Annotated in this window: 24 protein-coding genes; 17 read left to right on the forward strand and 7 right to left on the reverse strand. The window is 51.7% G+C overall.

Features of this window, described 5'->3' with window-relative positions; translation table 11 throughout:
* Positions 1–75: 75 nt before the first annotated feature.
* Together AC5JLP_RS29970 and AC5JLP_RS29975 are read left to right on the forward strand one after the other, a co-directional pair.
* Positions 76–480 (forward strand): ParA family partition ATPase, encoded by a 405-nt coding sequence (locus tag AC5JLP_RS29970; RefSeq protein WP_496071516.1) that lies wholly within the window; start codon positions 76–78, stop codon positions 478–480.
* Entirely contained in the window at positions 473–1,402 is a 930-nt protein-coding gene (locus tag AC5JLP_RS29975) for a ParB/RepB/Spo0J family partition protein (RefSeq protein ID WP_496071517.1), read from the forward strand. Before AC5JLP_RS29970 ends, AC5JLP_RS29975 begins: the two co-directional genes overlap by 8 nt.
* 27 nt (positions 1,403–1,429) lie before the next feature.
* Here the strand turns inward: AC5JLP_RS29975 and AC5JLP_RS29980 are convergent, their stop codons facing one another.
* Positions 1,430–1,921 (reverse strand): hypothetical protein, encoded by a 492-nt coding sequence (locus AC5JLP_RS29980; protein ID WP_496071518.1) that lies wholly within the window; start codon positions 1,919–1,921, stop codon positions 1,430–1,432.
* Between the two features lie 21 nt (positions 1,922–1,942).
* Here AC5JLP_RS29980 and AC5JLP_RS29985 point away from each other — a divergent pair, with 21 nt between their 5' ends.
* The 3 genes from AC5JLP_RS29985 to AC5JLP_RS29995 all read left to right on the forward strand — a co-directional run bounded on the left by AC5JLP_RS29985 (position 1,943) and on the right by AC5JLP_RS29995 (position 6,572).
* Positions 1,943–2,101: a hypothetical protein gene (locus tag AC5JLP_RS29985; RefSeq protein WP_496071519.1), complete on the forward strand. Its 159-nt coding sequence runs from the start codon at positions 1,943–1,945 to the stop codon at positions 2,099–2,101.
* Between the two features lie 495 nt (positions 2,102–2,596).
* Positions 2,597–4,111, forward strand: a complete 1,515-nt coding sequence (locus AC5JLP_RS29990; protein ID WP_496071520.1) for a hypothetical protein — start codon at positions 2,597–2,599, stop codon at positions 4,109–4,111.
* 340 nt (positions 4,112–4,451) lie between these two features.
* Complete coding sequence (locus AC5JLP_RS29995; RefSeq protein WP_496071521.1) at positions 4,452–6,572, forward strand: PAS domain-containing sensor histidine kinase; 2,121 nt, start codon at positions 4,452–4,454, stop codon at positions 6,570–6,572.
* A 16-nt stretch (positions 6,573–6,588) separates the two neighbouring features.
* On the opposite strand, the gene AC5JLP_RS30000 is transcribed toward AC5JLP_RS29995, so the two are convergent.
* Positions 6,589–7,959 carry an MFS transporter gene (locus tag AC5JLP_RS30000; RefSeq protein ID WP_496071522.1) on the reverse strand — a complete coding sequence of 457 codons (1,371 nt, stop codon included), beginning with the start codon at positions 7,957–7,959 and terminating at the stop codon, positions 6,589–6,591.
* Between the two features lie 232 nt (positions 7,960–8,191).
* Here AC5JLP_RS30000 and AC5JLP_RS30005 point away from each other — a divergent pair, with 232 nt between their 5' ends.
* The 4 genes from AC5JLP_RS30005 to AC5JLP_RS30020 all read left to right on the forward strand — a co-directional run bounded on the left by AC5JLP_RS30005 (position 8,192) and on the right by AC5JLP_RS30020 (position 12,568).
* The gene (locus tag AC5JLP_RS30005) at positions 8,192–10,747 is read left to right on the forward strand and encodes a GAF domain-containing sensor histidine kinase (RefSeq protein WP_496071523.1); all 2,556 of its coding nucleotides are present in this window, start codon (positions 8,192–8,194) and stop codon (positions 10,745–10,747) included.
* Positions 10,748–10,860: 113 nt separating this feature from the next.
* Entirely contained in the window at positions 10,861–11,073 is a 213-nt protein-coding gene (locus tag AC5JLP_RS30010) for a ribbon-helix-helix domain-containing protein (protein WP_496071524.1), read from the forward strand.
* 12 nt (positions 11,074–11,085) lie between these two features.
* Entirely contained in the window at positions 11,086–11,712 is a 627-nt protein-coding gene (locus AC5JLP_RS30015) for a Uma2 family endonuclease (RefSeq protein ID WP_496071525.1), read from the forward strand.
* Positions 11,713–12,301: 589 nt separating this feature from the next.
* Positions 12,302–12,568 (forward strand): hypothetical protein, encoded by a 267-nt coding sequence (locus AC5JLP_RS30020; protein ID WP_496071526.1) that lies wholly within the window; start codon positions 12,302–12,304, stop codon positions 12,566–12,568.
* A 238-nt stretch (positions 12,569–12,806) separates the two neighbouring features.
* On the opposite strand, the gene AC5JLP_RS30025 is transcribed toward AC5JLP_RS30020, so the two are convergent.
* The 3 genes from AC5JLP_RS30025 to AC5JLP_RS30035 form a co-directional block, all read right to left on the reverse strand.
* Positions 12,807–13,340, reverse strand: a complete 534-nt coding sequence (locus AC5JLP_RS30025; protein ID WP_496071527.1) for a hypothetical protein — start codon at positions 13,338–13,340, stop codon at positions 12,807–12,809.
* 532 nt (positions 13,341–13,872) lie between these two features.
* Positions 13,873–14,454 (reverse strand): Uma2 family endonuclease, encoded by a 582-nt coding sequence (locus AC5JLP_RS30030; RefSeq protein WP_496071528.1) that lies wholly within the window; start codon positions 14,452–14,454, stop codon positions 13,873–13,875.
* Positions 14,455–14,465: 11 nt separating this feature from the next.
* Positions 14,466–14,639 carry a ribbon-helix-helix domain-containing protein gene (locus AC5JLP_RS30035; protein WP_496071529.1) on the reverse strand — a complete coding sequence of 58 codons (174 nt, stop codon included), beginning with the start codon at positions 14,637–14,639 and terminating at the stop codon, positions 14,466–14,468.
* A gap of 211 nt (positions 14,640–14,850) precedes the next feature.
* Here AC5JLP_RS30035 and AC5JLP_RS30040 point away from each other — a divergent pair, with 211 nt between their 5' ends.
* The 8 genes from AC5JLP_RS30040 (at position 14,851) to AC5JLP_RS30075 (ending at position 22,360) form a co-directional block, all read left to right on the forward strand.
* A complete protein-coding gene (locus tag AC5JLP_RS30040) occupies positions 14,851–15,420 on the forward strand; it encodes a hypothetical protein (protein ID WP_496071530.1) in 570 nt (189 codons plus the stop codon).
* A 167-nt stretch (positions 15,421–15,587) separates the two neighbouring features.
* A complete protein-coding gene (locus AC5JLP_RS30045; RefSeq protein ID WP_496071531.1) occupies positions 15,588–16,166 on the forward strand; it encodes an SH3 domain-containing protein in 579 nt (192 codons plus the stop codon).
* Positions 16,150–16,530, forward strand: coding sequence for a hypothetical protein (locus tag AC5JLP_RS30050; protein WP_496071532.1), 381 nt, complete (start codon positions 16,150–16,152; stop codon positions 16,528–16,530). The genes AC5JLP_RS30045 and AC5JLP_RS30050 overlap by 17 nt, the downstream gene beginning before the upstream one ends.
* Positions 16,530–17,183 carry a hypothetical protein gene (locus AC5JLP_RS30055; RefSeq protein ID WP_496071533.1) on the forward strand — a complete coding sequence of 218 codons (654 nt, stop codon included), beginning with the start codon at positions 16,530–16,532 and terminating at the stop codon, positions 17,181–17,183. The genes AC5JLP_RS30050 and AC5JLP_RS30055 overlap by 1 nt, the downstream gene beginning before the upstream one ends.
* Positions 17,184–17,191: 8 nt before the next feature.
* Positions 17,192–17,569, forward strand: a complete 378-nt coding sequence (locus AC5JLP_RS30060; RefSeq protein WP_496071534.1) for a hypothetical protein — start codon at positions 17,192–17,194, stop codon at positions 17,567–17,569.
* The gene (locus tag AC5JLP_RS30065) at positions 17,566–19,104 is read left to right on the forward strand and encodes a hypothetical protein (protein WP_496071535.1); all 1,539 of its coding nucleotides are present in this window, start codon (positions 17,566–17,568) and stop codon (positions 19,102–19,104) included. Before AC5JLP_RS30060 ends, AC5JLP_RS30065 begins: the two co-directional genes overlap by 4 nt.
* A 31-nt stretch (positions 19,105–19,135) precedes the next feature.
* Positions 19,136–19,510: a hypothetical protein gene (locus tag AC5JLP_RS30070; RefSeq protein WP_496071536.1), complete on the forward strand. Its 375-nt coding sequence runs from the start codon at positions 19,136–19,138 to the stop codon at positions 19,508–19,510.
* Positions 19,511–19,819: 309 nt separating this feature from the next.
* Positions 19,820–22,360, forward strand: a complete 2,541-nt coding sequence (locus AC5JLP_RS30075; protein WP_496071537.1) for a COR domain-containing protein — start codon at positions 19,820–19,822, stop codon at positions 22,358–22,360.
* Here AC5JLP_RS30075 and AC5JLP_RS30080 read toward each other — a convergent pair.
* On the reverse strand, positions 22,352–22,507 hold the full coding sequence (locus AC5JLP_RS30080; RefSeq protein WP_496071538.1) for a hypothetical protein: 156 nt from the start codon (positions 22,505–22,507) through the stop codon (positions 22,352–22,354). The two genes, AC5JLP_RS30075 and AC5JLP_RS30080, sit on opposite strands and share 9 nt — an antisense overlap.
* A 183-nt stretch (positions 22,508–22,690) precedes the next feature.
* Positions 22,691–23,287 (reverse strand): hypothetical protein (locus AC5JLP_RS30085; RefSeq protein ID WP_496071539.1); only part of this gene is annotated, 597 nt, incomplete at its 5' end.

The raw sequence follows: 23,287 nt of genomic DNA on the forward strand, positions 1-23,287 counted from the left end.
GTCAAACGTTTGAGAGTCTCCCCGGCAAAGCCGGGGGCTTACCCGATTTAGTTAGGGGAGTCTTGCGATTGGGTAGTGATTGATGGGCCCGCAGCTCTTTCTGAAACAACGAGAGCTGTTATTTTAGCGGCTGATCTAGCGCTGATTCCTTGCCAGCCCACCGGGGTTGACCTAGAAAGCGCTTCTGATACTGTGCGTTTAGTGCACCAGGCTCAAAGAATTCGACGGGGTCAACCTAAAGCTGTGATGTTTGTTAATCGGGCAGTGAAAGGAACAAAATTGAAGGATGAGGCGATCGAGGTCTTGCGGCTCATGCCAGATGTGTTGGTTTTAGACACAGTGATTCACCAGCGACAAATTATCGCTGACTGCTATGGGCAAAATGCAACGGTTTTTGATCTCTCTGGTTCTACAGCGGGAATCGCCAGACGGGAACTTGAGCAATTATTTAAGAAGGTTTTGGAAGGTCTGAATGGTTAAACCAAGGCAGTCACTTGCACAAGGGCTATCTGCGTTGATCGCCCAAAAATTCATTGCTGATCCTGAGAGTGTACAGGCTCCTCAAACGGTACCAATTCAACAAATTCAGTTACCGAAGCATCAACCTCGTCGCTATTTTGATCCTGAGAAACAGGCTCAGTTAGTCAGGTCGGTTAAAGAGCACGGCATTCTGGAACCACTGTTAGTGCGTCCATTTGGAAGTGGCTATGAGCTGGTTGCAGGCGAAAGACGCTATCAAGCGGCTCAGAAGATTGGGTTGCAGGAGATCCCTGTAGTCATTCGAGATTTTGATGATCGCCAAGCTCTTCAGGTTGCTCTAATCGAGAACCTCCAGCGAGAGGCCTTGAATCCTGTTGAGGAAACCGAGGGCATTCTTGAGCTGCTAGCGATCGAGCTTAGACGCAGTACGGAGGATGTTACCTCTGTTCTCCATCGAGCGAATCACGCTAAAAATCGAGGTCAAGCTTTGGAGGAAAACGTTTTCCTCCAACTTCAAACGATCGAATCAGTGCTAGCTGGTATTAGTCGCTTTACGGCTGAATCCTTTCGTACAAGCCGTTTGCCGCTGCTTAATCTGCCATCAGGAATCTTGCAAGCGTTGCGTGAAGGGAAAATAGAGTTCACGAAAGCCAGAGCGATCGCCCGCGTCAAAGATAGGGAGCAACATTCGATGTTGCTCAGTCAGGCAATTGCTGAGAACTTGTCGTTAACCGAAATTAAAGTAAGAATCAAAGCGTTAAAACCTGAGTCAGAAGTAACACCAGAGAAGATGGTTGCCGAGCGCTTGGGTGATATCAGTAAGCGCCTACAGAAACTTGAAACCTGGGGCGATCGCAAAAAGCGCGGTCGAATTATAAAACTGCTAGATGAACTCGACAAACTAACTGCGACTAGCGATTAAATGGTTTTCTCGAGCCACTGATGCTACTTACTGACGAGACTGTAGAAGCCTCGCTCCGATGTTGATCTGCACCAATCGGTAGAGTTCGTCCGAGGGCTTGGCATCACTCGGTCCACCGCATAGCCCCACCAAGTTCCTCACAATTTGAATCGGTGTCACAAGCAAGCCCCACGGGAAGCCCCACCAGCCCAGCGACAGTGCCAGCAAGCCGTCTTTCACTTGCTCAAGGCGTCCACACCGACGGCAACAAATATGTGGTCTACTACTCCAAGTCGTCAGCACCAGTGCGGACCAGATACGGTGCGAGGTGTGCACATCAACCGGACCGGAACCCTGACAACGAGGGCAAGCGCCTTGATGTAGTGCTCTTACCTGCTCTCTTAAATAATCCTCTGGGATCTGATCGATCGCCGCGAGTGAGTAACCCTTGCGTTGGCAGGTTTGGTTACAGAATCTATATCGATCAGCACGAACGCCACCGAACAAAATCGTGGTGCCACAATAGTCACACTTTGCCATACTACTACCTCCTAAAATGCTATGTTCCGCGTGCAGATGGGGTTGTCTGACCAACTACGGCAAAACAAGGTTCGCACTAACAACCGCTACTCCCATAACCTCAGCATCGGAGGCGCTTTTAGTCACGCTCCCGCCGAGCACTATTGCCGTACTCCGTTGAGGCAGTTTCCAGCCGTCTAGCTACTCTCTCTCTGAAAGCTAATGACAGACTTCACAGTTTATTTCCTCTGTTCCGGAGATTGAGCTTGACACCTGAAAGCGTGCCAACGCGAACATTTAAAGAAAAGTCGTTCACAGCACCCCTAAAGCGATCTATGGGATTAACATTTCACAAGAGCTAAGTGACGTAAATGGCGAAATCTGTGTTAGTCTCTTTGCGTCTGTAGAAGACGTAACGTGTAGTGCCAAAGCTAATCTCCTAAAGTCGTCAACTATTTTACTTAACCGTGGCTTACCTTCCTCATAAAACTGCCCGGATAGCCAAAGAAGCTGTGGTTTTCTAAGGACTTGTAACCTAGCTCTAAGAAGATTATGGACGGTTCTAGAAATTCCACCTTGACAGACTAAAAGCTGTGGATGTTTCCTTGCTTTTGCACGCACGATCATCTGAGTCAAAGAATTTTCATCATTGATCGTTTGACTCTAGACCAATGGCGCACTTTCTGAGGTGTCTCAATGACTAATGCTTACATACCTGCCGACATCAAAACATCGTCACTAATGGGTGCACCAGAAAGAATTGACCAGATTGCCTGTGGAATTAAGAATACAGTCCGCGAAAACATAATTATTTTTCTGCGTGAGCAATTTCAATTGTCTGCACTTGACCTCTTTGGCTCCGGGCCTAAAGGTTTACAGGCTCGACCGTCGATCGCGCTTAGTACAGCAGAAGCTCTCCTTAAGACAGCAGCCTCGCTGATCGATTTTAACGGCAGACGCTTCTGCTCAAAAGCGGATGCTCAAAGATTAAGCAGTCTTGCCAGTACTTATCCTAGAGAGTTGCAATATCTCTGGTCCTTACTGCAACAAAACCAGCTTGGCATTGCTTTGCTGAATGTCGGTACTATCATGTTTATTCAGTCATGCAAGCCAGACGTTTTATCCACCCATCGTATTGCTAGACATGCCGTAATTACTCAACCTGGAGGTAGACAAGCCGTTAGAGAAGGTGATTATAATCAGCCTTTAATTAACTACTTCGTGCCCTATCCCATTCCTGAGTGGCATGACTTAGAGCATATTGTTTCAGCCGCGGTTGATGATCGGTTTGGTAATGATTTGCGTACCATTCAACGGATTCCAAATAAATATACTCAGCTGAATTCTGCTGACCCGAATTATTTGATTTATCTCGCTCCTTCTGATATGACGAAGTTCCCGATGGATTCAGACTATGGCCTCTTTCAACGGATTGCGCCCTGGTTCTACCGACGAACTGTACTAAAAGGCATGAATGTTGAAGAAGCCGTTCATTCGATTCAGGAGAGCCTCATCGGCTTCCTTTGTAAGAATGGACCTGCTGGTGATTTCTGGACTAGTAGGAAACTCTTTTTGCCCACCTTTAGTCATGAGTACAATGCTCAGAAAAGAGCAGCTCTGGTGTGGAATTCGTGTGGAGAAGTGCCCTCAAAAGAAGTTTCGCCCTACGTGACATTCTTGGACAAAGAAGAGCCTGGGCTTACGGCTGGTTTTCTAAACTCGGATCCCGAAGTGGCACATAGTGCTGTACGCATTCTCTTCGCGATCGCGGAGCACGAAACATCTCCACCAACCGCAAGACGCCTGCTGACTGAGCTAGCCTATGCTCGCGCTAGTCTTGTTGCGGCAAGACACTCTTTAAGCGAAGCGAAAGGTCTTGATGCCAGCCTCGTGTCCATTCTGCAACGGTTTATCGATGCTTACGATTTTGAAAAGGCAGGATCAACAGGTGAACATCCTGCAGGACTCTTAAAGATGTGGGCAGATTGGTATGAACAACCGGACGCAACTGAGAAGCAGAACACGATTGAGAAGGTGGTTGAGAAAGTAAAGCCTGTAGCGTTCAGCCCTCAGCTTTCCCCTCTTTCTGAAGGGAGAATGGTTCAAAGTTATTCCTTAAAAAAAGGGATTGAGAAGGACTGTTCACGTTTGGCTACAGGCAGTAGGACTTTTGAAATGGCCCCTGAGACGATCGCCAATGCTCTGGTCTAAATGGCTGAGCTTGCCTAGTGCATTGACATTAAACATTAGCGTGAGAGGTATGCCTGCTTGATTCAGCGAAGCACTACTCTTCTTGTCAACAGATGCTCTTTAGTCATTACCACTAACCGTCGGTAGCTCTTAGTTGAAGTCTCTCAACACGTTGATGGTCATGGTCATGGTTGTCTCTAGTGACTCACGTTATGGTCTAACTTTAGAGTATCAGTGGCATTCTTTTGAGCTGAGAAAAGAGTCAAAAAGGTAACTTGTAGTTGATTTAGGGCACTGTAGGATTAGGATGCTAAGACATTTCAGTGCTGTTTTTTGATTATCCAACTCAGTTTTTACTTGTATGTCCGAGGTGAATAGCGTCGTCTTTACTCCTGCTACGTTCGCGACACTGAACCTTCTGACAACACCTCTCTGGATCTTTGATCGTCATCGCTTACAGCTTTTGTGGGCTAATCGAGCAGCGGTGTCATTGTGGCAGGCTGCCAGCTTAGCAGAACTTTTGCAGCGTGAATTTGGTTCACTCTCAGAAGCGCTTCGAGAACAATGGCAAACCTACTGGCAACAACTTCATCAAGGCAAGCCTGTTGTTGAGGCATGGCTTTTTTACCAAGAGGGGCACATCACTTTTGTGCAATGCCACTTCTCCAGGATTAAGCTCGAAGCAGGACAAGAAGCCATGCTGGTTGAAGGCAAAATTGGAAGCCTCAGCCAACTCAATAGCGAACGTTTGCAAGGCTTAGAGATCCGCTGTATCAACGATCCGCTGACTGGAAAGTCTGTTCAGTTGATACTGGAGCGAGAGGTAGCATCAACTGAAGCACCAGTCTCAGCAGCGCTACACCAGCCACCCTTGACGGTGCTGACATCATTGCCAGTACCAGTCTGGTTCTCTGGGTCAGATCATCAGCTGCAATACGTGAATCAAGCCTGGCTGTCATTTACAGGGCAGACTTTGCAACAAGCACTGAGAACCGCTTGGCTAAGCGACCTTCATCCTGACGACCGCGATCGGTGCTTGAGTGTCTACTGGCAAGCCTTTGCTCTGCGTCAACCTTTTACGATCGAGCACCGCTTACGGCATCATGATGGGACTTATTGCTGGGTGACGAACACAGGCAAACCGCTAAGTGATCTTGATGGGTCTTTCAGCGGTTATGTCGGTTTCTGCTATGACATCACTCAGTATAAGCAGATGGAAGTCAAGCAACAGGTGCAGAACCATACCGCTCAGCTCCAGCAGGCTTTGCACTTTGAGTCAACGCTAAAGCAGATTACCGATCGCGTCCGGGATAGTCTTGATGAGCGCTTGATTTTGCAGACTGTGGTGCAAGCTTTGGCAGTGGCACTCCAGGTCATTTGCTGTGATATTGCCATCTATAACGAGGCACGGACAACGTCTACTATTTGCTATGACTATACGGACGGCTCGATTCCATCGGCACAAGGAGAAGTCGTGCAGATGGCAGAAAGCTACGACCCTGCGCTTCATACTCAGCTCCTGCAGGGGCTTTGCTTTCAATTCTGCCCGCTTGTGCTAAATCAGGCACGACCGCTAAAAGAGCCGATCGCCATCCTATCCTGCCCGATTGTGGATGATCAGGGCGTTCTTGGTGATATGTGGTTATCAAAGCCGATGCACGACCTCTTTAACGAGTTAGAAATTAGACTAATTCAGCAAGTCACAAACCAAACAGCGATCGCGATTCGGCAAGCACGGCTCTACCAATCTGCTCAGACGCAAATTAGTGAACTGGATCGACTGAATCGTCTCAAAGACGATTTCTTGAGTACGGTTTCGCATGAACTGCGGTCTCCGATGGCTAACATCAAAATGGCTACTCAGATGCTTGAGCTTGTGATGGCAAAGGTCGGTCTCTTTGAGCAAGAGCCAAGTGCAAAGCAGTACTTTGGGATTTTGCAGGAAGAGTGCCAACGAGAACTCAGCCTGATTAACGATTTGCTTGATCTGGCACGGCTGGATGCGGAAGTTGAAGCGCTACGGCTTACGCCAGTTGATTTGAAGCTTTTGCTTCCCCACCTCGTTGAACCATTTGCAGAGAAAGCGCAGCAGCAGCAGCAGCAGCTTACGCTTACGCTTTCATCAGCGTTACCACTCCTAACAACGGACGTACCAATGCTGACCAGGGTGTTGAGTGAGCTACTCACGAATGCTTGTAAATACACCCGTGCCGGAGAAAAAATTACGGTTACCGCTCAATTAGAGCCTGATTCGCTACAAATCAGCGTCGCTAATTCTGGCATCGAAATTCCACCTAAAGAACTGCCTCGCATTTTTGACAAATTCTATCGCATCCCAAACAATGATCCGTGGAGGCATGGCGGTACTGGTTTAGGCTTGGCGCTGGTACAGAAACTGGTAGACCGCTTAGGAGCAACCATTGCTGTTGCCAGTACCGCTAATCAGACCACGTTTGTGGTGAGTTTTCCACTTTTGGCTTAAACCTTACCATTGCGTTCTAAGCTTTCCGCCGCTGTGGCAGACGAGAGGCTGCAAGCAAGCTTACGATGATCAGCAAAAGTTGCACGGCAAAGGCAGCAGTAACTCCAAGCGACAGCGCCCAGCCAGACGTGCGGCTCATCGCCAGCAGCGCACCACCCAGACCAATGCTGATCGCTGGGGTAAAGGTATCGGCAATTTGAAGATCCGCAGAAATTGCGCCTTCGCTTCTCTTGGTTGCACAATTGAAGGCGATCGCGCCACTCGTTGGATGCGCTAACCCAATGCCAAAACCAAGTAGGATACAGCTACAAACCGCCATCCCCAAATCCCCGTTGGGGATCCAGATCACTAGTGGTGCTAGCCCTGCTCCCACAAGCATGAAGACGATGCCAACCTGTACCCGCAACCGACGACCATCGCCACCATCATGACGATCTAGGCGTGCTTGTAGCCAAGCAGCCGTTGACCAACTGAGTGTACCTACGGCTACAACCAAGCCTGCGGTGTCAGGGGCGCGTTCCTTCAGTGTTGTGAGGGCAAATACCAGAAAGGTTTGAAGGCCAAAGTAACTGGCGACAAAAAGCCCTCGTGAAGCTACCACTGCGGGCAAACCAGGATACGCGACAAACGTACCAGCAGGCAAAAGTTTTCGCAGTGGCGGCACGACAAACAATAAGCCTGCCAAAGCAACCCAGACGCCCATCATTTGCGGTAACTGACCAAGACCAGTCAATAACAAGCCAGTGCCGATCGCAAGCTGGATGGCAACCCCAAAGCGATTGGACTCATCCGAGTTTGGTTGGTCACCAGACTTGATGCGAAGAAACGTTGGCAGAGTTAGAACAGTTGCCAGCAAGAGGAATGGGAGCAGCCCCCAAAAAACCAAGCGCCAGGTAAAGCGAACCGCCAGCACACCAGCGATATAAGGTCCAATCAGGGCTGGAATAACATACGAAGCGGAGAAAACAGCTAAGATTTGGACCCGCAGTGCATCCTCGTAACACAGGAAGATGCTGGAGTAAATGCAGGTCACGAAAACGCCAGCGCCAAACCCTTGCAGCGCACGACCAACGAGGGCGATCGGCATATTGGGCGCAAAGGCAGTAATGACCAGTCCCAGCCCGAACAACACCAAGCCAGCAATGAAGGGTAAAGCCGGACCACGCTGATTAATCTGGTGACTGGCAAGCACTGTCCCGGTCAGTTGAGCCAGTAAGTAGGCACTAAACACCCAACCAAAGAGATCAATGCCGTGCAAGTCTTGAGCGAGATTAGGAGCCACAGTTGTCACAGCCAACCCCTCAAACGCGACCATCGTCACAGCGAGGATGATGCCAATGGTCAATGCTTGGTGAGGCTGCCTGAAAATGCCGACTTGATGGGTCACGCAGTCAAGTCTCCTGGGTGTGTACAGCCTGACGGCATCAAAAAATAGTTCACGGGTGCAAAATGTTCTAGCTGTCGTTAGTATGTCGAAGCAGTAAGAGGGCTTCGGGATGAGCTGACGCAACGGTTGCGTCCGTAGGTTCCTACTCAGAGATTTGCACCTTTACATAAGGTTAAAAGACGGTGCCTTGTGTCCACACTAAGCAAGGAATTATGGGCTGAGTGTTTTCATTATGGTCTTTTCAAACCGCGTGTCGAAACTGCCACCTCGATCGCCACAAGCTAATCAGTTGCACCACATTACCACCTCTATCCGTCAATCCCTTCAGCTACAGGAAATTCTACAGGCAACGGTGGTAGAAGTGCGTCGTTTTCTAGAGGTCGATCGCGTGATGGTGTATCGGTTTCATCCAGATGAGCATGGAGAAGTGCTTGCAGAAGCCATACAGCACCAGCAGTTACCCTCTTTAAAGGGGCTACACTTCCCTGCTGATGATATTCCATCAGAAGCCCGCGCACTGTTCTTGAAGGCACGGCAACGCTCCATTGTTGATCTGTCTGCTCAGCAAATTGGTTGGAGTACCTCAAAGGCGTTTGAAGGGAGTGACAGCGGCCTTGGCAGCCTATCCTATCGTCCAGTGGATGTATGCCATCGCGAGTATTTGAAAGCGATGGGTGTACAAGCGTCTGTTGTCGTCCCAATTCTACAACAGGAGCAGCTATGGGGCTTGCTCGTTGCTCACCACTCTAAACCGCGTTCCGTTTCTGAAGCAGACCTGCATTTTCTCCAACTGGTTGTCGATCAAGTCGCAACCGCGATCGCTCAAGCCAACTTGCTCAGTCAGGTTCAGCTACAGGCGCAGCAAGAAAGCACGGCTAACCGTATCGCCACCTTACTCTATGCCAGTACTAATCCCTTTGGGGCAGCGCTAGAAGCAGCGGTTGAAGCCGTTGGCGGATCGGGAGGGAGGCTCTTTCTCCTACCAACCCATGCCGATCCAGCGGGTAAACTTTACACCTGGGGTGACCAACCCACTGGCGCTTCTCGCGTTGATGACAAACCACTAGAACAGGGGTCTCTGTGGCAACTTCATCATCACTCAGAGGGTGTCGCGATCGCAGACCTTTATCAAGACCCTCGGTGCCTTGCTCTTGTCAAAGCCTTTCAAAACACGCAAATCCGCAGTTTGCTCATCCTACCGCTGCAACAGGGGCAACAAACGGTTGGTTATTTGACGCTTTTCCGTGACGAAATCGATACCGAAAGATTGTGGGCTGGAGAATTTGACTCAGACGAGCGCCAGCGGCTGCCGCGTCAATCGTTTGACCTATGGCGGGAGCATAAGACTAAGCAGGCACAAGGTTGGACAGACACAGACCTTAAGCTTGCTCAAGCGATCAAAAGCCACTTTGCACCTGCGGTAAGACAATACGTTGCCATTCTGAATGACCTCGCCAACCGTAAACAAGCAGAAGTGCAATTACGAGAACAAGAACAGTTTTTTCGCACTGTTTATGAAGGGGTCGAACACATCATTGCCATCATTGATGTGTTGGCAGCTAGCGAGTTCCATTATGTCGCCTGGAACCCGACAGCCGAAAAACTGGCCGACATTCCCAGTGCCGCGATCGCGGGCAAAACGCCGGAGGAACTCTTTGGTGAAACCTATGGGGCAACAGTGCGCCAGCATTATCAGCAGTGTGTCAGTGCTGGCACGAGCGTTCGTTATGAAGAACATTTGCCGTTTCAGAAGCAAGATATCTGGTGGTTAACGACGGTCAACCCAATCAAAGACGAGAGGGGTAGTATTCAGCGGTTGGTGCTTACGGCGACGATAATCACGGAACGCAAACAAGCAGAAGAAGCGTTACAGCAAAAGGCACAGCAACTCGCTCAAGCGTTCCAAGAGCTACAGCACACACAGGCAAAACTGGTGCAGACTGAAAAAATGTCAAGTTTAGGGCAGCTAGTGGCGGGAGTCGCTCACGAAATTAATAATCCGGTCAACTTCATTTCTGGCAACCTGAATCACGCAAGCGAATACACTTCCGATCTGCTCAATCTGCTACAGCTCTATCAGCAACATTACCCTCAGCCAGCCGCCGCAATCCAAACCGAGGCAGAGGCGATCGACCTTGACTTTCTCCAAGCAGATTTGCCCAAACTCTTAACGTCGATGAAAGTTGGAGTCGAGCGTATCCAAACGATCGTTCTGGCCCTGCGAAACTTTTCGCGCATGGATGAGGCAGAAATCAAGGCGGTGAACATTCATGACGGCATTGACAGTACATTAATGATTTTGCAGAGTCGGCTTAAAGCAACGGCAGGACATTCGGAAATTCAGGTGCTGAAAGACTATGGCGACCTGCCGATGGTGGAGTGTTACGCCGGACAGTTGAACCAAGTGTTCATGAACATCTTGAGTAATGCAATTGATGCGCTAGATGAATACAACCGTCGGCGATCGCCGGAGGAGCAGCGGCAGAAGCCTGCCACTATAACCATTCAGACCGTAGTAGTGGTTGATCACTCAAAAACAGAACCGTCTCCGTCTCACGAGATTCACATTCGCATTACGGATAATGGTTCAGGCATGATAGAGCCAGTCCGGCAGCGGCTCTTTGAGCCCTTCTTCACCACTAAGCCTGTTGGGAAAGGCACTGGTTTGGGTCTCTCGATTAGCTATCAGGTTGTGGTCGAAAAGCACGGGGGCAATTTGTCCTGTCTTTCTGCACCCGGTGAAGGAGCCGAGTTCCTGATTGCCTTGCCCTTAGTGGCAAGAGGCTAAGCCGCATATCCTGAACAAAGGTTAGCTGCGTGATGTTGATTGTAGCTGATTGTAGCTTATATAGGCTTATATAAGCCCATAAATGCTCTATTTAAGGCTTCTAGGAGACTCAGATGTATCATCGAAGCAACATCGATACACAAGAAACCGTGAGCAAGCGAATCCACGTCACGCTTCCAGAGGGGATTTATCTTAAGCTGGAAGCCTGGGCCGGGTCAGAGGCTAGGCCTGTGGCAAATTTGGCAGCGTATCTGCTGCAAAAAGTCATCGAGGAAGCTGAAGACCAGGGGAAAATCCCCCAACCCAAAAGTGGCAAATCAACGTAAGGGGCGATCGCGATGATCCAAGCCACACCGAAGCAAGTCACATTTGATAAGTTCATTGCCTGGTATCCAGAGCACTCAGAACACCACTACGAGTTGCATGATGGGGAAATCATTGAGATGCCGAAACCCATTGGCAAACACTCACAAGTCGCCGGTTTTCTGGTGGCTGAAGTCAATTTTGAAATCCGTAGGCTTCAACTTCCTTACTTCATTCCCAAGGAGTGCATCGTTAAATACAGTGAGTCGGGGTACGAACCCGATTTGATTGTGCTGGACAGCACCACGATCGCAGCCGATACCCGCTGGGCAAAGGAATCTACGATCACGCGGGGGGAATCGGCCAAGGTCATTGTTGAAGTCGTTAGCACCAACTGGAGCGATGACTACGCCATGAAGCTAGAAGACTATGAGGCGTTAGGCATTGCCGAATACTGGGTTTGCGACTACTTGGGCTTAGGCGGTAAGCGGTATATTGGCTCTCCCAAACAGCCCACGTTTTCGGTCTACCAACTCAACCCAACTGGTGAGTATCAGGTGAAGCAATTCCGGGGGCAGCAGGTGATCGAGTCGCTGGTCTTTCCTGAGTTGCAACTGAGCTTGGAGCAGATTTTGGCAGCCGCAACTGTACCCGTGACGTGAGAGGCGCTGAATGTTTGGACTCTTTACAAAGATCCAGGCTCAAAAACTGCGGCATTTTTCGAGATCTGCGCTTAGATCGCTTAAGCTACTTTCTACAGTAATTTTTTGCTGGCAGTAGTGCAAGCAGCAGACGAACTTACAGGTTTCCACGTTTGGACAGTACAGGAGGTAACTGGATGACCTAACAAGCCCTTTAAAAGTCAGAACCCCAACTGAGGAAACAGAAGGGGCAAAAGACTTTAATTCAGTTTTAGATAGGATTTGGAGACTCTAACTAACCGCCCTGGAAAAGCAAAAGTTAAGCCATCCGGCTTTGCTATGCCAATTTTAGTGGGAATTTGTCAATGGTGCAACACTATTTGACTCGTTTTTGACTTTTTTAACTCACTTATCAATCACAAGTCGCTGAAACACTTACACAGCAGCATTTTTGGTTAAGTAGTTTTTGAGCATTTTCGAGTGAGCATCTTGTAGCATCCTAAGCAAACTCCATCAAACAAATCAGCATAGCTTCCTATCTGCCGTAGTTAACAGGCATAGGGAGTGAAATTGTGCGTCTAAAAAAATACGAAGACTGGGAGGGCAACTCATGCAGGTAGCCCCCTCCCGTACCTTTCCATCTGTCCAAGAAAGCGATGATCGCTTCCTCGCGCTCTGGCCCCACCGCTATGACTACCTCTGGGCTGAGCACCCCCAGCCCGACGAGCGACCCGACTGGCAAACCGAGAACCGTCATCCCCTTTCAGATCGCCTGCTGCAACAAGGCACGTCGCTCTACGGTGTCCGCTTCGGTCCCACCACCCGCTACTGTGTCCTCGGGATTGCGACAGGATACGTGCAAAAACCTGCAAGATAGCCTTCAAAGGCTTGCTCATCAGTGCTTTCAGTAAACTCAACCAGAAAGCGATACAATGTCTGCCCTATTGCGGCACGGGCAGAAGTGCTACGAGAGAATGGGGCTTTCAAGCGTTGAAACGGCACCAAAAAGGGTCGTGTACTACTGGTTTTGGGGTAGTACTTGGGCCAGAAATAGTCCAACCCTGTACCAATCAAGGTTTCTGGTGGCATGTCGTAGGGCTTAAAAGCTGTAACCCTTACAGGCTAAGCATTTTAACCCTATCCTGCAGGTTTTTACATGTATCCTGTTCCAATCCCGGAAAGACTTCCAGCTGACCAGGAGCCAATTTGAACCCGCTGTTTTCCAGCAGGGTGGAGACCGCCAGGGCGATCGCCCATGTCTTCTGCTCAGTGTCAAAAGGGAAGTAGAGATGGAGACCACCGCTGTAGCTGGACGTGCAGACCACGGCTTGCACCAGTCCCAAGACTTCCAGTGCTCCGATCAACCGTCGCCAGGCGAAGCGATCGCGGTTGGGATGGTAGGTACTGCCCTTGTCCACATTGAGGACGCAATAGCGCGTGGTGGGACTAAAGCGGACACCATAGAGCACTGCCCCTTGTTGCAGCAGGCGATCGCTCAAAGGATGACGGCTCTCGGTTTGCCAGTCGGGTCGCTCGTCGGGCTGGGGATGCTCGGACCAGAGGTAGTCATAGCGATGGGTCCAGAGCGCGAGGAAGGGATCATTGCTTTCCTGAACCGAGGGAAAGGCATGGGAGGGGGCTAACCGCATGGGCAGCCCTCCCAGTCTTGATAAAAAATTCGATGCACAAGTTTACTCCCTATGGCTGGAACAACAGCAGATAGGAAGCCATGCAAAAACTAGAGCAATTTGTCAAAGTGGTTGCACCTTTTGACAAATTGCCACTAAAATTGGCATAGCAAAGCTAGGTGACCTAACAACCTGCCCGCTTAAAGCATCAGTTAGAGTCCCTGCTCCTATCCTTCAATTGAATAACAAGCCTTCTAACCCCTTCTGTTTCGCGGCAGTGGGGGTTTTTGGCTTCTAGCCTTGCCTAGAACATGACGGACACTCCTCTCGCTTCAAACGTGGAAACTTGTTGTTCACCTGCGGCTCGCGCTGTTGTGGGAGCTTTGCTGTGGTGAGTATCAATGATCTAACCGCAAATCCTGTCCCTTGGCACAGTTTTTCCAAAACTGCTGGTGCGGCTCCGTCGGTACGCCTTCTAGCACCAGTTGCTGGTCGGACGCTACTCGTCCCTACTCCGTGACCGCTGCTTGCCGTTGGTGAACAGCGCTCGCTCCTAAAGGCCTTGGCGAAACGCTCTAGCCGCTTCCAGCCTGGAGGTCTCAGCCAGCAAGACGCAACGTGAGAGGTGAGCGAAGTCGAGGGTAGCCAGTGCTGGTATGGCACTGCGCTCAAGGCGCTCGTAGCCGTGCGCTCGCAGGTGATAAAGGCTAAACACTCCATCTTCCCAAAACCAGACTTCAGGTACTCCTAGAGCTTGATACCGTTGCAGCTTCGTGGCGCTGCCACTGGTAAAGATGACTTCGATCGAGAGGTCGGGCGGCGTTTTCGGTTGTCCGATGCAATACGACTCGTCCGCCTGAGCTGAGACGACATTTTCACGCTCCTGGGTCACAGAGCCAGTGGGGGCAAACTCAATCTCCTTAGCTAAAAAAAACAGCTCCAGTAGCATCCCAATCACTGACTTGAAAAATTCGTGGTCGAGACCTGGCATGAGAATTTCGATCGTCCCTTCGTAGTAGAACAGCCTGACACCTGGGGAACCTTCAAAGCCCTTTTGAATGTGCTTGAACTGTTCCCATGAGCGATCGTGCTGCACGAGGCGCGGGTCACTGGTTTTTGAGAGTACCTGTGTCATGGAAATCGCCCTTACTTAGCCTGTTGTTTCGTTTGCGGTACCTGCCAGTCTTCCATCTCCCTTTCAAGGAGATAGCTAATCAGATTCGACAGCGATCGCCCTTCGATCTCTGACCGTTTCTCTAGCTTTTCAGCGAGCTGGTCACTCACGCTTGCAAAGACTTTCTTAGCCACTCTGCTGTTCATACCCTATTTTCCCCTAGATGGTAGTCCCATTCTGCCTAGATCAAGCAAACTTTACCATATGGTTGCATATTTACAACCATATGCTACTTTTGGATGAGAAGTAAGTGGAACGTGATGGGAACTGGACTGAAACACGCACGAAACGAAGCAATCGTGTTCCTAGCCGTTCCTAGTTGTTCCACCCCGTTCTAGTAAGCCTTTGAGGGAAAGCATGAAGACATCACTGACCAAGTTTTGCCGTGACCACGACTTGCCTAAGTCCAGCGTTTATCGTCGCTGCCAAGAGTTGAGTATCGATACCGGCGATGGGCTGACACCTGAAGCCTGTGATCGGCTGCTGCATGAGTTTGATGTGGTGACTGAACCACCAGCCGTAGAGCTAGAGTCGGCAGAACAACAGGCAGTCACCATCGAGGTTGGCAATCACCAAATTATCCTCTCTCAGCCAGAGCTGCCGCAGACCTACAGCCTGGAGTCACTCCGACAAAGTGAAGTGATTGCGTTTGATGATCCGTTGGCGATCGCGGCTCAGTTCCTTGAGACTGCCGATGTGCTGACCGCAGAGATGCAACGCGATATCCGAGTGCGCGAACACAAGCTGCAACAGACCCAGCAGGCAAAAGCCGCGATCGCTGAGAAAGCCACCGAATTCAAGCTGGAAGCGCGGCTCTACCGTGAACGAACCGCGATGCTGGCGACAGCGCAAAGCCAGGAGACGCAAAATCTACAGCAGTCTCTCACCACTCTGCAAAACCTGGGAAAGCCCCCAGCGGACGCCTGACGCGTTTGCTGCTATCAATCATGCTCCTGGTGCTCGCCTGGGCGCTCTTAAGAGCCGACACACCAACGGCTGACCCCAGCCCCTCAACGACAGAAGCCAGCGCTCACCGTCCAAAGTAAACCGCTGGCTCTGGACTCCCAACCTTCCAATCAGAAGTAACTCCCATCATGACAAAACCTGTACCCGGTGAAGGACAGTACTTCACCCTCAATCCGGTGCCACCGCCCCAGCCGCCAGCCGCTCGGAGTTGGGGCTTGCCGATCGCGTTGGGCTTGCTGGCTATTCCCCTGTTAATGTTCGGCTTCGGCTTCTCGCAACAGCAGCAACCAGCCACAACAGCAGCAGTCAGTCCTACTGCCACACCGTTCATCTCGCCCCTGCCTACCCCGTCACTAGCATCCCAGCAGGATGCTACCACACAACCGCCAGAAGCCTCTGCAAAACCGTCTTTAGAGCCTTTACCGTTGGCGACAGCGACACCCGTAGCAGCACCGTCTAGCGATCCGGCAGTACTCCCGATCGTCCACATCCAAAGCCCTGGCATGGCTGCCAACTTCCGCGCTGCGCCCAGTTTGCAGAGTGCAGTCTTAGGCGTACTGATGCACGGTGACCTGGTGGAATTGTCCCCAGAACGCCGTGTGCAGCAAGACGGTGTGGTCTGGGTGCCCGTGCGGTGGCGGGGTCAGACTGGATGGCTGGACAACACCTTTATCGATACCCGGAGGAGCGATGCGACACGACTCTAACGCCTTGCCGCTGGCAACTTCAACCGCACCCGGGAAGCTGGCGGTCTGGTCGGATCAGGCAGGCAGACCCTATCTGGTGCAGCAACAACCAGATGGCAGTACCACCTTTACTCCACTCGAAACAGCACTGGCGCAAGCACAACCACCCACCACGACTGAGCGCGTCACGACTTACCGCGATCCGCTCCAGACGCTGTTGCTTGCTCTGATCGCCGTGCTGGGACTGGTCTTGGGTGGTTACTTACTGGGCTTTCTCGCCGGTGCGTCTGGTCAGCGCGTCGTCCTCGTCCCCCGTTCGCCCCTCTGCGACACCCATCGCAGCAGTTTCTTGTTCTGGTCTTCTGAAACCAAGGAGTGCAACTAATGTCCGCACCGAAAGCTAAAGGCTACAGCAGCAGCCCCAAGGGTATCCAATCTCACGTCCTACCCCATGCCGGTGCCCTGACCGAACGCGCGTCGCGCTACTTCGGCATCGACCTGGCGCGACTGCCCCAAATGAGCGACCACGAACTCGCTTTGTTTGCCGATCGCGCTACCGCCATGACGCGTCTGAAGGAGATTCTACCGATTCTGGAGAAGCACTTTACCACGCTGATTGAAGGGCAAGTGGAGTATGAGCAATTTGTCCAGCGCGTCTTGAAGCAAGTCGAAAAAGGCTCCAAGCACATCGACAAGAGCCTTTTAGACGCCTGGCTACTTTCCAAAGGCTACGACAAGCATCTGCAACTGCTGAACCAGAAAGCCGGGCATGGGATGCAGAAGCTCGAAGCCGAATACCGCTCGGAATATGACCTGAACCGACTGGACTTCCAGAGCGCGATCAAACTGATTCACCTGCGGCATCAGAACCGCGCCAAAGCGATCGGTGAGAAAGTGCCCCAGGCGCAGCGACAGCTGCAAGTGCAAGAAGCACTGCGGCGACAGGCTGAAACCCGCAAAGAGTTATTGACCTATGGCACCGCTGGCAAGCCTGGGAAAGGCTTCTGGCATGGTGTCAAAGACTTCTTTCGGGTATGAGGTGAGCCATGTTTGACCAATACGACTCACCCCTGATGCTCCCACCGTCCGACGGCTACTATGAGCCAGAGGCAGCCCCCGAACCGGCTCGCCTTGATTACGCCCTCGAAGGCATCAGCCGCTTCATGGGGCTGTTCGCCCTGGGCATTACCGTCACCTTGATCGCCCGCTGGCTGACAGCGCTCTTGCCGTTCTACTGGCTTGGGGCGATCGCCTGTATCTTGTCCCTGGTTCTGCCTGCCTATCTATCTCGCAGTGCCCGGTTACTCGCCATTGCGATCGCCCTGGTCGTAGCAATCTTTACAGGCTGGTTTGACCAGCTCGCCCACACCAGCCAACAGGTGCAGCAGCACGTCCAGCAACAGGTGCAGGAGGTTTTGAAGTGAAAGACCTCTATCTGCCTCAGATTCTGGGGCTGCTAGCGGCTGGTATGACCAGTACGGCGCTCGCGGTCAGTGGCTACCTGCATCAACCGGAAACGTTTCGCTTGCTGGGCACCCAGCTTACCTACCAGGCGGCGTACCGCAAAATTCCCCTGTCCTTAATGGGTACTGGGCTTTGTGTATCCGCCTGGTTACTCACCCAGACACGACGCGATTATCGCCGTCAGTACGAAGAGTGGGAGCGCCAAACGTTGCTGAAGCAAGGGCAACTGCAAGCGATCGCCCATCAGGCTGAACTAGAAGGCTATCAACAAGTGGCTCAATTACAGGCAGCTGAACGGCTCTACCCCCAGATGGCACCGTATCTGTCAGACATCCAAGATGCTGATTATCAGGACGTATCAGCGTCGCCACAACAGCAGGTTGCCCCGCAGCCCGTGGCCGCAACTGCCGCGCCTAGTCAGCCAAGTGTACCTGTCACTCCCGCGTCAGCCTCGACGGCTGACCCGACGGCCTATCTGCAAAACTTCCTCGAATATCCGGGGCTGCTGTTTGGCGGCATGGGTGCCGGGAAGAGCTGGACCGCTCGCTACCTGGTGATGGAAAAGGTACGAGCGGGGCATCAAGTGATTTTGCTGGACCCTCATGCTGCTAACCACGAGTGGCAAGGCATCCGGCATATCGGTGCTGGCATGGACTATCGCGCGATCGCCGAGTTTCTGCAGTGGTACCTCGACGAAATCGAGCGCCGCTATCAGGAATTTAACCGTTCTGGCTTAACCGAGGAAGACTGGCAGCAGTCGTTACGGCAGCAGCAGCGCATTACCAGTGTAGTGTCGGAAGAAATGACGAACTGGGCGGACCGACTGCCAGGTGACATCGGCAGTAAGTTCTTCAAGTCCGCGATGAGTGATAGCCGCAAAGTGCTGATGCCGCCCCTGTTTGTCGCGCACGATCGGACCTTGACAGCGCTAGGGGATGCGAAAGGCATCGCTCGGTTACGGGATGCGGCTCTGCTGGAATTGGAGCTGATTCCCACGATCCACCCCACCACGCACAAGCCGGTCTCCAGTGGTCAGGGCAAATTAAAACTACTGGGTCATGCAGAGTGGTTGCCGGTGGAGCTACCGCAGATTGAGCGCAAAATCACGGACTTCACCCTCTGGTCATCGCCGCCAAGTCAAACCCATCAGCCACCCATGCCCCCACCGCCACAAGCCCCACCGTTTGCTTTTCGTACTCAGGTGAACAACTGGTTGCAGGACTGCTGGCAGGCAGACGCACTAGCGCCAGAGTCAAAGGAGAAGCCCAGTCAAGTGGAGGCGATGCCCGCTGGTCAGCTTAAAAGCCTTGCACTGTATCTCCGCAAGAAAGGGTCGATCGCGGTAAGGGACGTGCGGCAAAATTGGGGCCGCAATCAAGGCTTAAACGGGGAGCAGGTACAGGCGTTACTGCTGGAGTTGATGGCGTTGCACCTGATCGAAACCTTCTCACCCCTCAACTCTAAGGCGGAATGGGTGCGCTGGTCTGAAACCTAGACGTAGCAGGGTCTACATCCAGTGATGTGTGATGTCACAGCGGTTACACATCACCTCAGACAGCAGCATTCACATCGCTGACACATCACAGTATCGCGCCACTACACATCACTGTTTAAGGAAGCCTATGTTCACCAACACCAACCCTGCCATCGTCCAGATCCGACGCGACTTACGAGGACAATTACCGGATGAGTGGCTCGAGGAAGTCATCTCGATTTTGGAATACCAACTGACTTACCAAACGATCGACGAGTTGGCGACCAATGACCTGCTGAAGCTCAGACTGGGAGCAAACTTGAGTCCGGCGCTGCAGCAGATATTGTCGCAGGCGATCACGCCCGACATCCAGTCGGTGGATGTGTCAATCTCACCGCCTCAAACCTTTCGACTGCCCTGGCAATGAGAATCGTGTGATGGACCCAGCAACCTTGCTTGCTTTTACACAAAATGAGGCAAGGCATCTTTGTTGTGTTATCGAGTCTTTTACACACACGAAAAACTTTGTCCAAATAGAGTTGTAGAAAAGCGATCGAAGTGAGCCTTAGTATCAGGGCTGCTGCTCTACACAGGTTGACACCTGTGTAGAGCAGCAGTTATAGGCATAAAGTAGCGTGATCGCGCTGTCATCGTTGCAGGAAGCACACGCTTCTCATTCCTACACAGTTCGGCTAATGCTCACGGTAGAAGCTCTACACCCCATACCTCCCAGTTCATGAACCAGGCAGAACTCCTTGAAAGAATCAAACAAGCCGCGCGGACAAAGCAGAGCGTCCTTGATCTCTCAGATGAAGATTTGACAGCCTTGCCAGCACAACTGGGGAGTTTGACTAATCTAACAACGCTAAACCTCAATAACAACCAACTGAGTCGTCTGCCAGCAGAACTGGGTCAGCTGACTAATTTAACAACGCTGAACCTTTCTAACAACCAACTGAGCCTGGTGCCAGTAGAACTAGGAAAATTATCTAATCTGACAACGCTAGACCTCTCCGACAACCGACTAGGCAGTATGTCAGTAGAGTTGGGGCAACTAACTAGGCTGGTAACACTGAACCTCTCTCGTAATCAACTGAGCAAGGTGCCAACGTCATTGGGACAACTTACCAATCTGACAACATTAGATCTAATCCAAAATTTCCTTACGTTTCCACCGCCAGAGATTGTAGAGCAGGGAACCGCTGCTATTCTGGCGTATCTTCAAGAGCAACTGGATGGGAGGCAACAATGGGTGTCTAAACTGCTGTTAGTGGGCGAGGGAGGCGTAGGCAAAACATCACTGCTGCGAGCACTCAATGAACAACCATTCGATAAGCAAGAATCAACCACGCGCGGTATTGCCATTGGCAGTCTCTCGCTCCCCCATCCCACCGACGCTGATGTCACCATGCAGCTCAATACCTGGGATTTTGGCGGCCAGGAGATTTATCACGCCACCCATCAGTTCTTTCTCACCAATCGTTCGCTGTTTCTGCTGGCATGGAATGCCCGTCTCGGTTGGGAACAGGGCAAACTCATCTACTGGCTCAAGACCATTCGCGCCAACGCACCCGATTCACCGATTCTGCTGGTGGCAACCCACATGGATGAACGCAATGCCGACCTGCCCCTCAGTGAGTTGCACCACCAGTTCCCAAAAATCATCGGGCAATGGGACATTAGCAATCAAACCGGGAGTGGGATTAGTGATCTGCGACAGGCGATTACCAAGGCAGCTGCGCAGCTTCCTTTGATGGGCGAACGCTGGCCCACCACTTGGCTTAAGTTTGCCAACACATTGCGAAACTCTCAACGGCGTTACGCCACCCCTCAAGCGTTTTGGCAGGTGATGGCTAAACACAAAGTGGCATACGACAGTCAACGAGTACTGGCAACCTGGCTGCATGAATTAGGCGAAATTCTGTTCTTTCAAGACAATGATGAACTCAACGATCTGGTGATCTTCAAGCCGCAGTGGGTGACAGAACACATCAGCCGAGTATTGGAAGCGGAGGAAGTCACGCAACGCAACGGCATCTTCACCCGTCCTTGTATGGAGCAACTCTGGCGCGATCTTCATGCACCGATGCGCGATCACTTCTTACGCCTGATGGAACGCTTCGATCTCTCCTACCGCACGCTAGAGGACAAAGAGATCAGCCTCATTGTCGAACGCTTACCGTTTGAACCACCCGACTACGAATCGCTGTGGCAGGGCAAACAGCAAGAGCTCCATTGCAAAGAGATTGCCATGAAATTTCAGCTCAGTGAGATGCTTCCCGGCATTCCCACCTGGTTTATTGCTCGTCAACATCGCTTCACTATCGAGCAGGGCGAACGTCGCGGCATCCATTGGCGCACGGGTGTCTTATTTCAAGACCGCGAACAAACCCATCTGGCACTTGCCAAAATTGGACGCGACGACAGAACCAACGCGGAGTATTTGCAACTCACGGTACGCGGTTCCATGCCCCACAGCTTCTTTGACCTGCTCAAAGAAGGCATCGAACTCACCCTGCGTCGCTACCCCGGTCTGCAAATCACCCGCCTAATTCCCTGCCCGGACCCAAATCATGAAAGCTGCCTGCACGAATTTGATTATGCCAATCTGGTTAAACGACTCGAACGCGAACAGCCGAAGGAAAGCATTGAATGTCCCTCTTGTCTGGAAAACATTTCTGTTACCAAACTCCTGTTTGGGCTGCATTGGACAACGCAAGATGCCGTCCTGGCTCGATTAGATGAAATCCAGGATGGACAATTAGAGTTACGGGAACTGGTGCAGAGTCAATTTCTCAGACAGTTCCGACAGCAGCAGAAATTCTTGGAATCGCAATGCCCTAATCTGTTTGTGCTCCGCCCCGACGATCGCAAAGTCTGGTCAAAAGACATCGGTATGCAGCGCATCAGCCTGCAACTCTACTGTCAGATGCCCGGTCATATGCACCCCACCATTGACCCTAGTGACCCCAAGCAACCCTGCGGATTGTATGCGATCGACGAACCTCAAAAGTGGCTGCAAACCGTCACACCCTACTACCGTCGCATGGTTAAAATTCTCAAGTTCGCCACTCCCTTAGTTGGTCCCTGGCTCGGTGTCATGGAAGCAAAAGACTACGAAGCCATCTTCAAAAGCGACATCGACCTTGCCAAAGAGCTTGCCGGGAAACTGTCTGACAGCAAAGGCTTTGCTGATGCAGTCTACGCCGATGCCCTGCCAGAGAGCGATCATCGCCTCGAAGCGATCGACGGTGCCGCCTTACGTGCTCTACGTTAACTGCTCGACCAAAAAGATCCCAGCAAGCAGTGGGGCAACCTCAAGCAAATACTGGCTCCTGAAGGTGATTACCTCTGGCTCTGCGAACATCACGCCAAAGAGTTTCATCCCTAAACCAGCCTGCTTATGCCGAATTCTCTGGTTCAATGTAATCACAAAGGTCGGGAATTGGTCAGAGGGAGCATCTCAACCATACGTTTGGCGTACCCCTACATAAGCGTGTTCCGCCGTTTGTTCGCTCTCCCCACTCTGAACGAACTGCAAACTGGCACCATTGCCGAAAGGCTCACAGTAGCGGTTCTATTGCTTGCCCTTTTGCTGAGCGGTGCATCAGCGCAAGCCCACCAATATCTCACTCGGTAAGGTGAGCAGCAACGACGCAAGGACACGAATTTGCTCCTCAAGCGACAGCCCCTGCCACAGCATGAGTCGCTGACGTGGTGCCAACCACACCAAGAACACCTCACTGATCGATTCCAGCAGTGGCACCGCCTCATAGTCTGCAACCAGCGTGCTGACAACCTGTTTCACCCCAGCGATCACTTCAGCTTCTGACGCACTTAGCGGCACACTGGCTGGTTTACTACTTTTGCTATCAGAGCTTTCTAATAGCAAAAGTAGTAACTTCCAGATCTGCGATACCCGCTGCTGCGAATAGCCAATCATGGTAGCAATGGCTGTTTGAGTCACCTTCTCGCCCTGGACGCGCAACTGCTCTACTGCCGCCTTAGCTGCCAGTAAGAGCCGCTCCTCCCGACTGGCAGCCTCTAGCGTAATCGTGGCGGCCTGCACCTGTTGAGTGGGGCAGTCCAGCGCAAAATCACTGAGCAGAATCACCTGGAGCGACTCCTCCGGTCGGCGATGGGCCCATCGCCGCCCGATCGCCTGCTGGATATCCGCTTGAATGGTGCGTGCCACAAACGCTTG

It is taken from the genome of Stenomitos rutilans (assembly GCF_059505485.1).

Excerpts from the sequence above, each read along its gene's own strand:
- AC5JLP_RS29975 (WP_496071517.1), top strand. The coding sequence starts at position 473 with ATGGTTAAACCAAGGCAGTCACTTGCACAAGGGCTATCTGCGTTGATC.
- AC5JLP_RS29980 (WP_496071518.1), bottom strand. The coding sequence starts at position 1,921 with ATGGCAAAGTGTGACTATTGTGGCACCACGATTTTGTTCGGTGGCGTT.
- AC5JLP_RS29985 (WP_496071519.1), top strand. The coding sequence starts at position 1,943 with ATGTTCCGCGTGCAGATGGGGTTGTCTGACCAACTACGGCAAAACAAG.
- AC5JLP_RS29990 (WP_496071520.1), top strand. The coding sequence starts at position 2,597 with ATGACTAATGCTTACATACCTGCCGACATCAAAACATCGTCACTAATG.
- AC5JLP_RS29995 (WP_496071521.1), top strand. The coding sequence starts at position 4,452 with ATGTCCGAGGTGAATAGCGTCGTCTTTACTCCTGCTACGTTCGCGACA.
- AC5JLP_RS30005 (WP_496071523.1), top strand. The coding sequence starts at position 8,192 with ATGGTCTTTTCAAACCGCGTGTCGAAACTGCCACCTCGATCGCCACAA.
- AC5JLP_RS30010 (WP_496071524.1), top strand. The coding sequence starts at position 10,861 with ATGTATCATCGAAGCAACATCGATACACAAGAAACCGTGAGCAAGCGA.
- AC5JLP_RS30015 (WP_496071525.1), top strand. The coding sequence starts at position 11,086 with ATGATCCAAGCCACACCGAAGCAAGTCACATTTGATAAGTTCATTGCC.
- AC5JLP_RS30020 (WP_496071526.1), top strand. The coding sequence starts at position 12,302 with ATGCAGGTAGCCCCCTCCCGTACCTTTCCATCTGTCCAAGAAAGCGAT.
- AC5JLP_RS30025 (WP_496071527.1), bottom strand. The coding sequence starts at position 13,340 with ATGCGGTTAGCCCCCTCCCATGCCTTTCCCTCGGTTCAGGAAAGCAAT.
- AC5JLP_RS30030 (WP_496071528.1), bottom strand. The coding sequence starts at position 14,454 with ATGACACAGGTACTCTCAAAAACCAGTGACCCGCGCCTCGTGCAGCAC.
- AC5JLP_RS30035 (WP_496071529.1), bottom strand. The coding sequence starts at position 14,639 with ATGAACAGCAGAGTGGCTAAGAAAGTCTTTGCAAGCGTGAGTGACCAG.
- AC5JLP_RS30040 (WP_496071530.1), top strand. The coding sequence starts at position 14,851 with ATGAAGACATCACTGACCAAGTTTTGCCGTGACCACGACTTGCCTAAG.
- AC5JLP_RS30045 (WP_496071531.1), top strand. The coding sequence starts at position 15,588 with ATGACAAAACCTGTACCCGGTGAAGGACAGTACTTCACCCTCAATCCG.
- AC5JLP_RS30050 (WP_496071532.1), top strand. The coding sequence starts at position 16,150 with ATGCGACACGACTCTAACGCCTTGCCGCTGGCAACTTCAACCGCACCC.
- AC5JLP_RS30055 (WP_496071533.1), top strand. The coding sequence starts at position 16,530 with ATGTCCGCACCGAAAGCTAAAGGCTACAGCAGCAGCCCCAAGGGTATC.
- AC5JLP_RS30060 (WP_496071534.1), top strand. The coding sequence starts at position 17,192 with ATGTTTGACCAATACGACTCACCCCTGATGCTCCCACCGTCCGACGGC.
- AC5JLP_RS30070 (WP_496071536.1), top strand. The coding sequence starts at position 19,136 with ATGTCACAGCGGTTACACATCACCTCAGACAGCAGCATTCACATCGCT.
- AC5JLP_RS30075 (WP_496071537.1), top strand. The coding sequence starts at position 19,820 with ATGAACCAGGCAGAACTCCTTGAAAGAATCAAACAAGCCGCGCGGACA.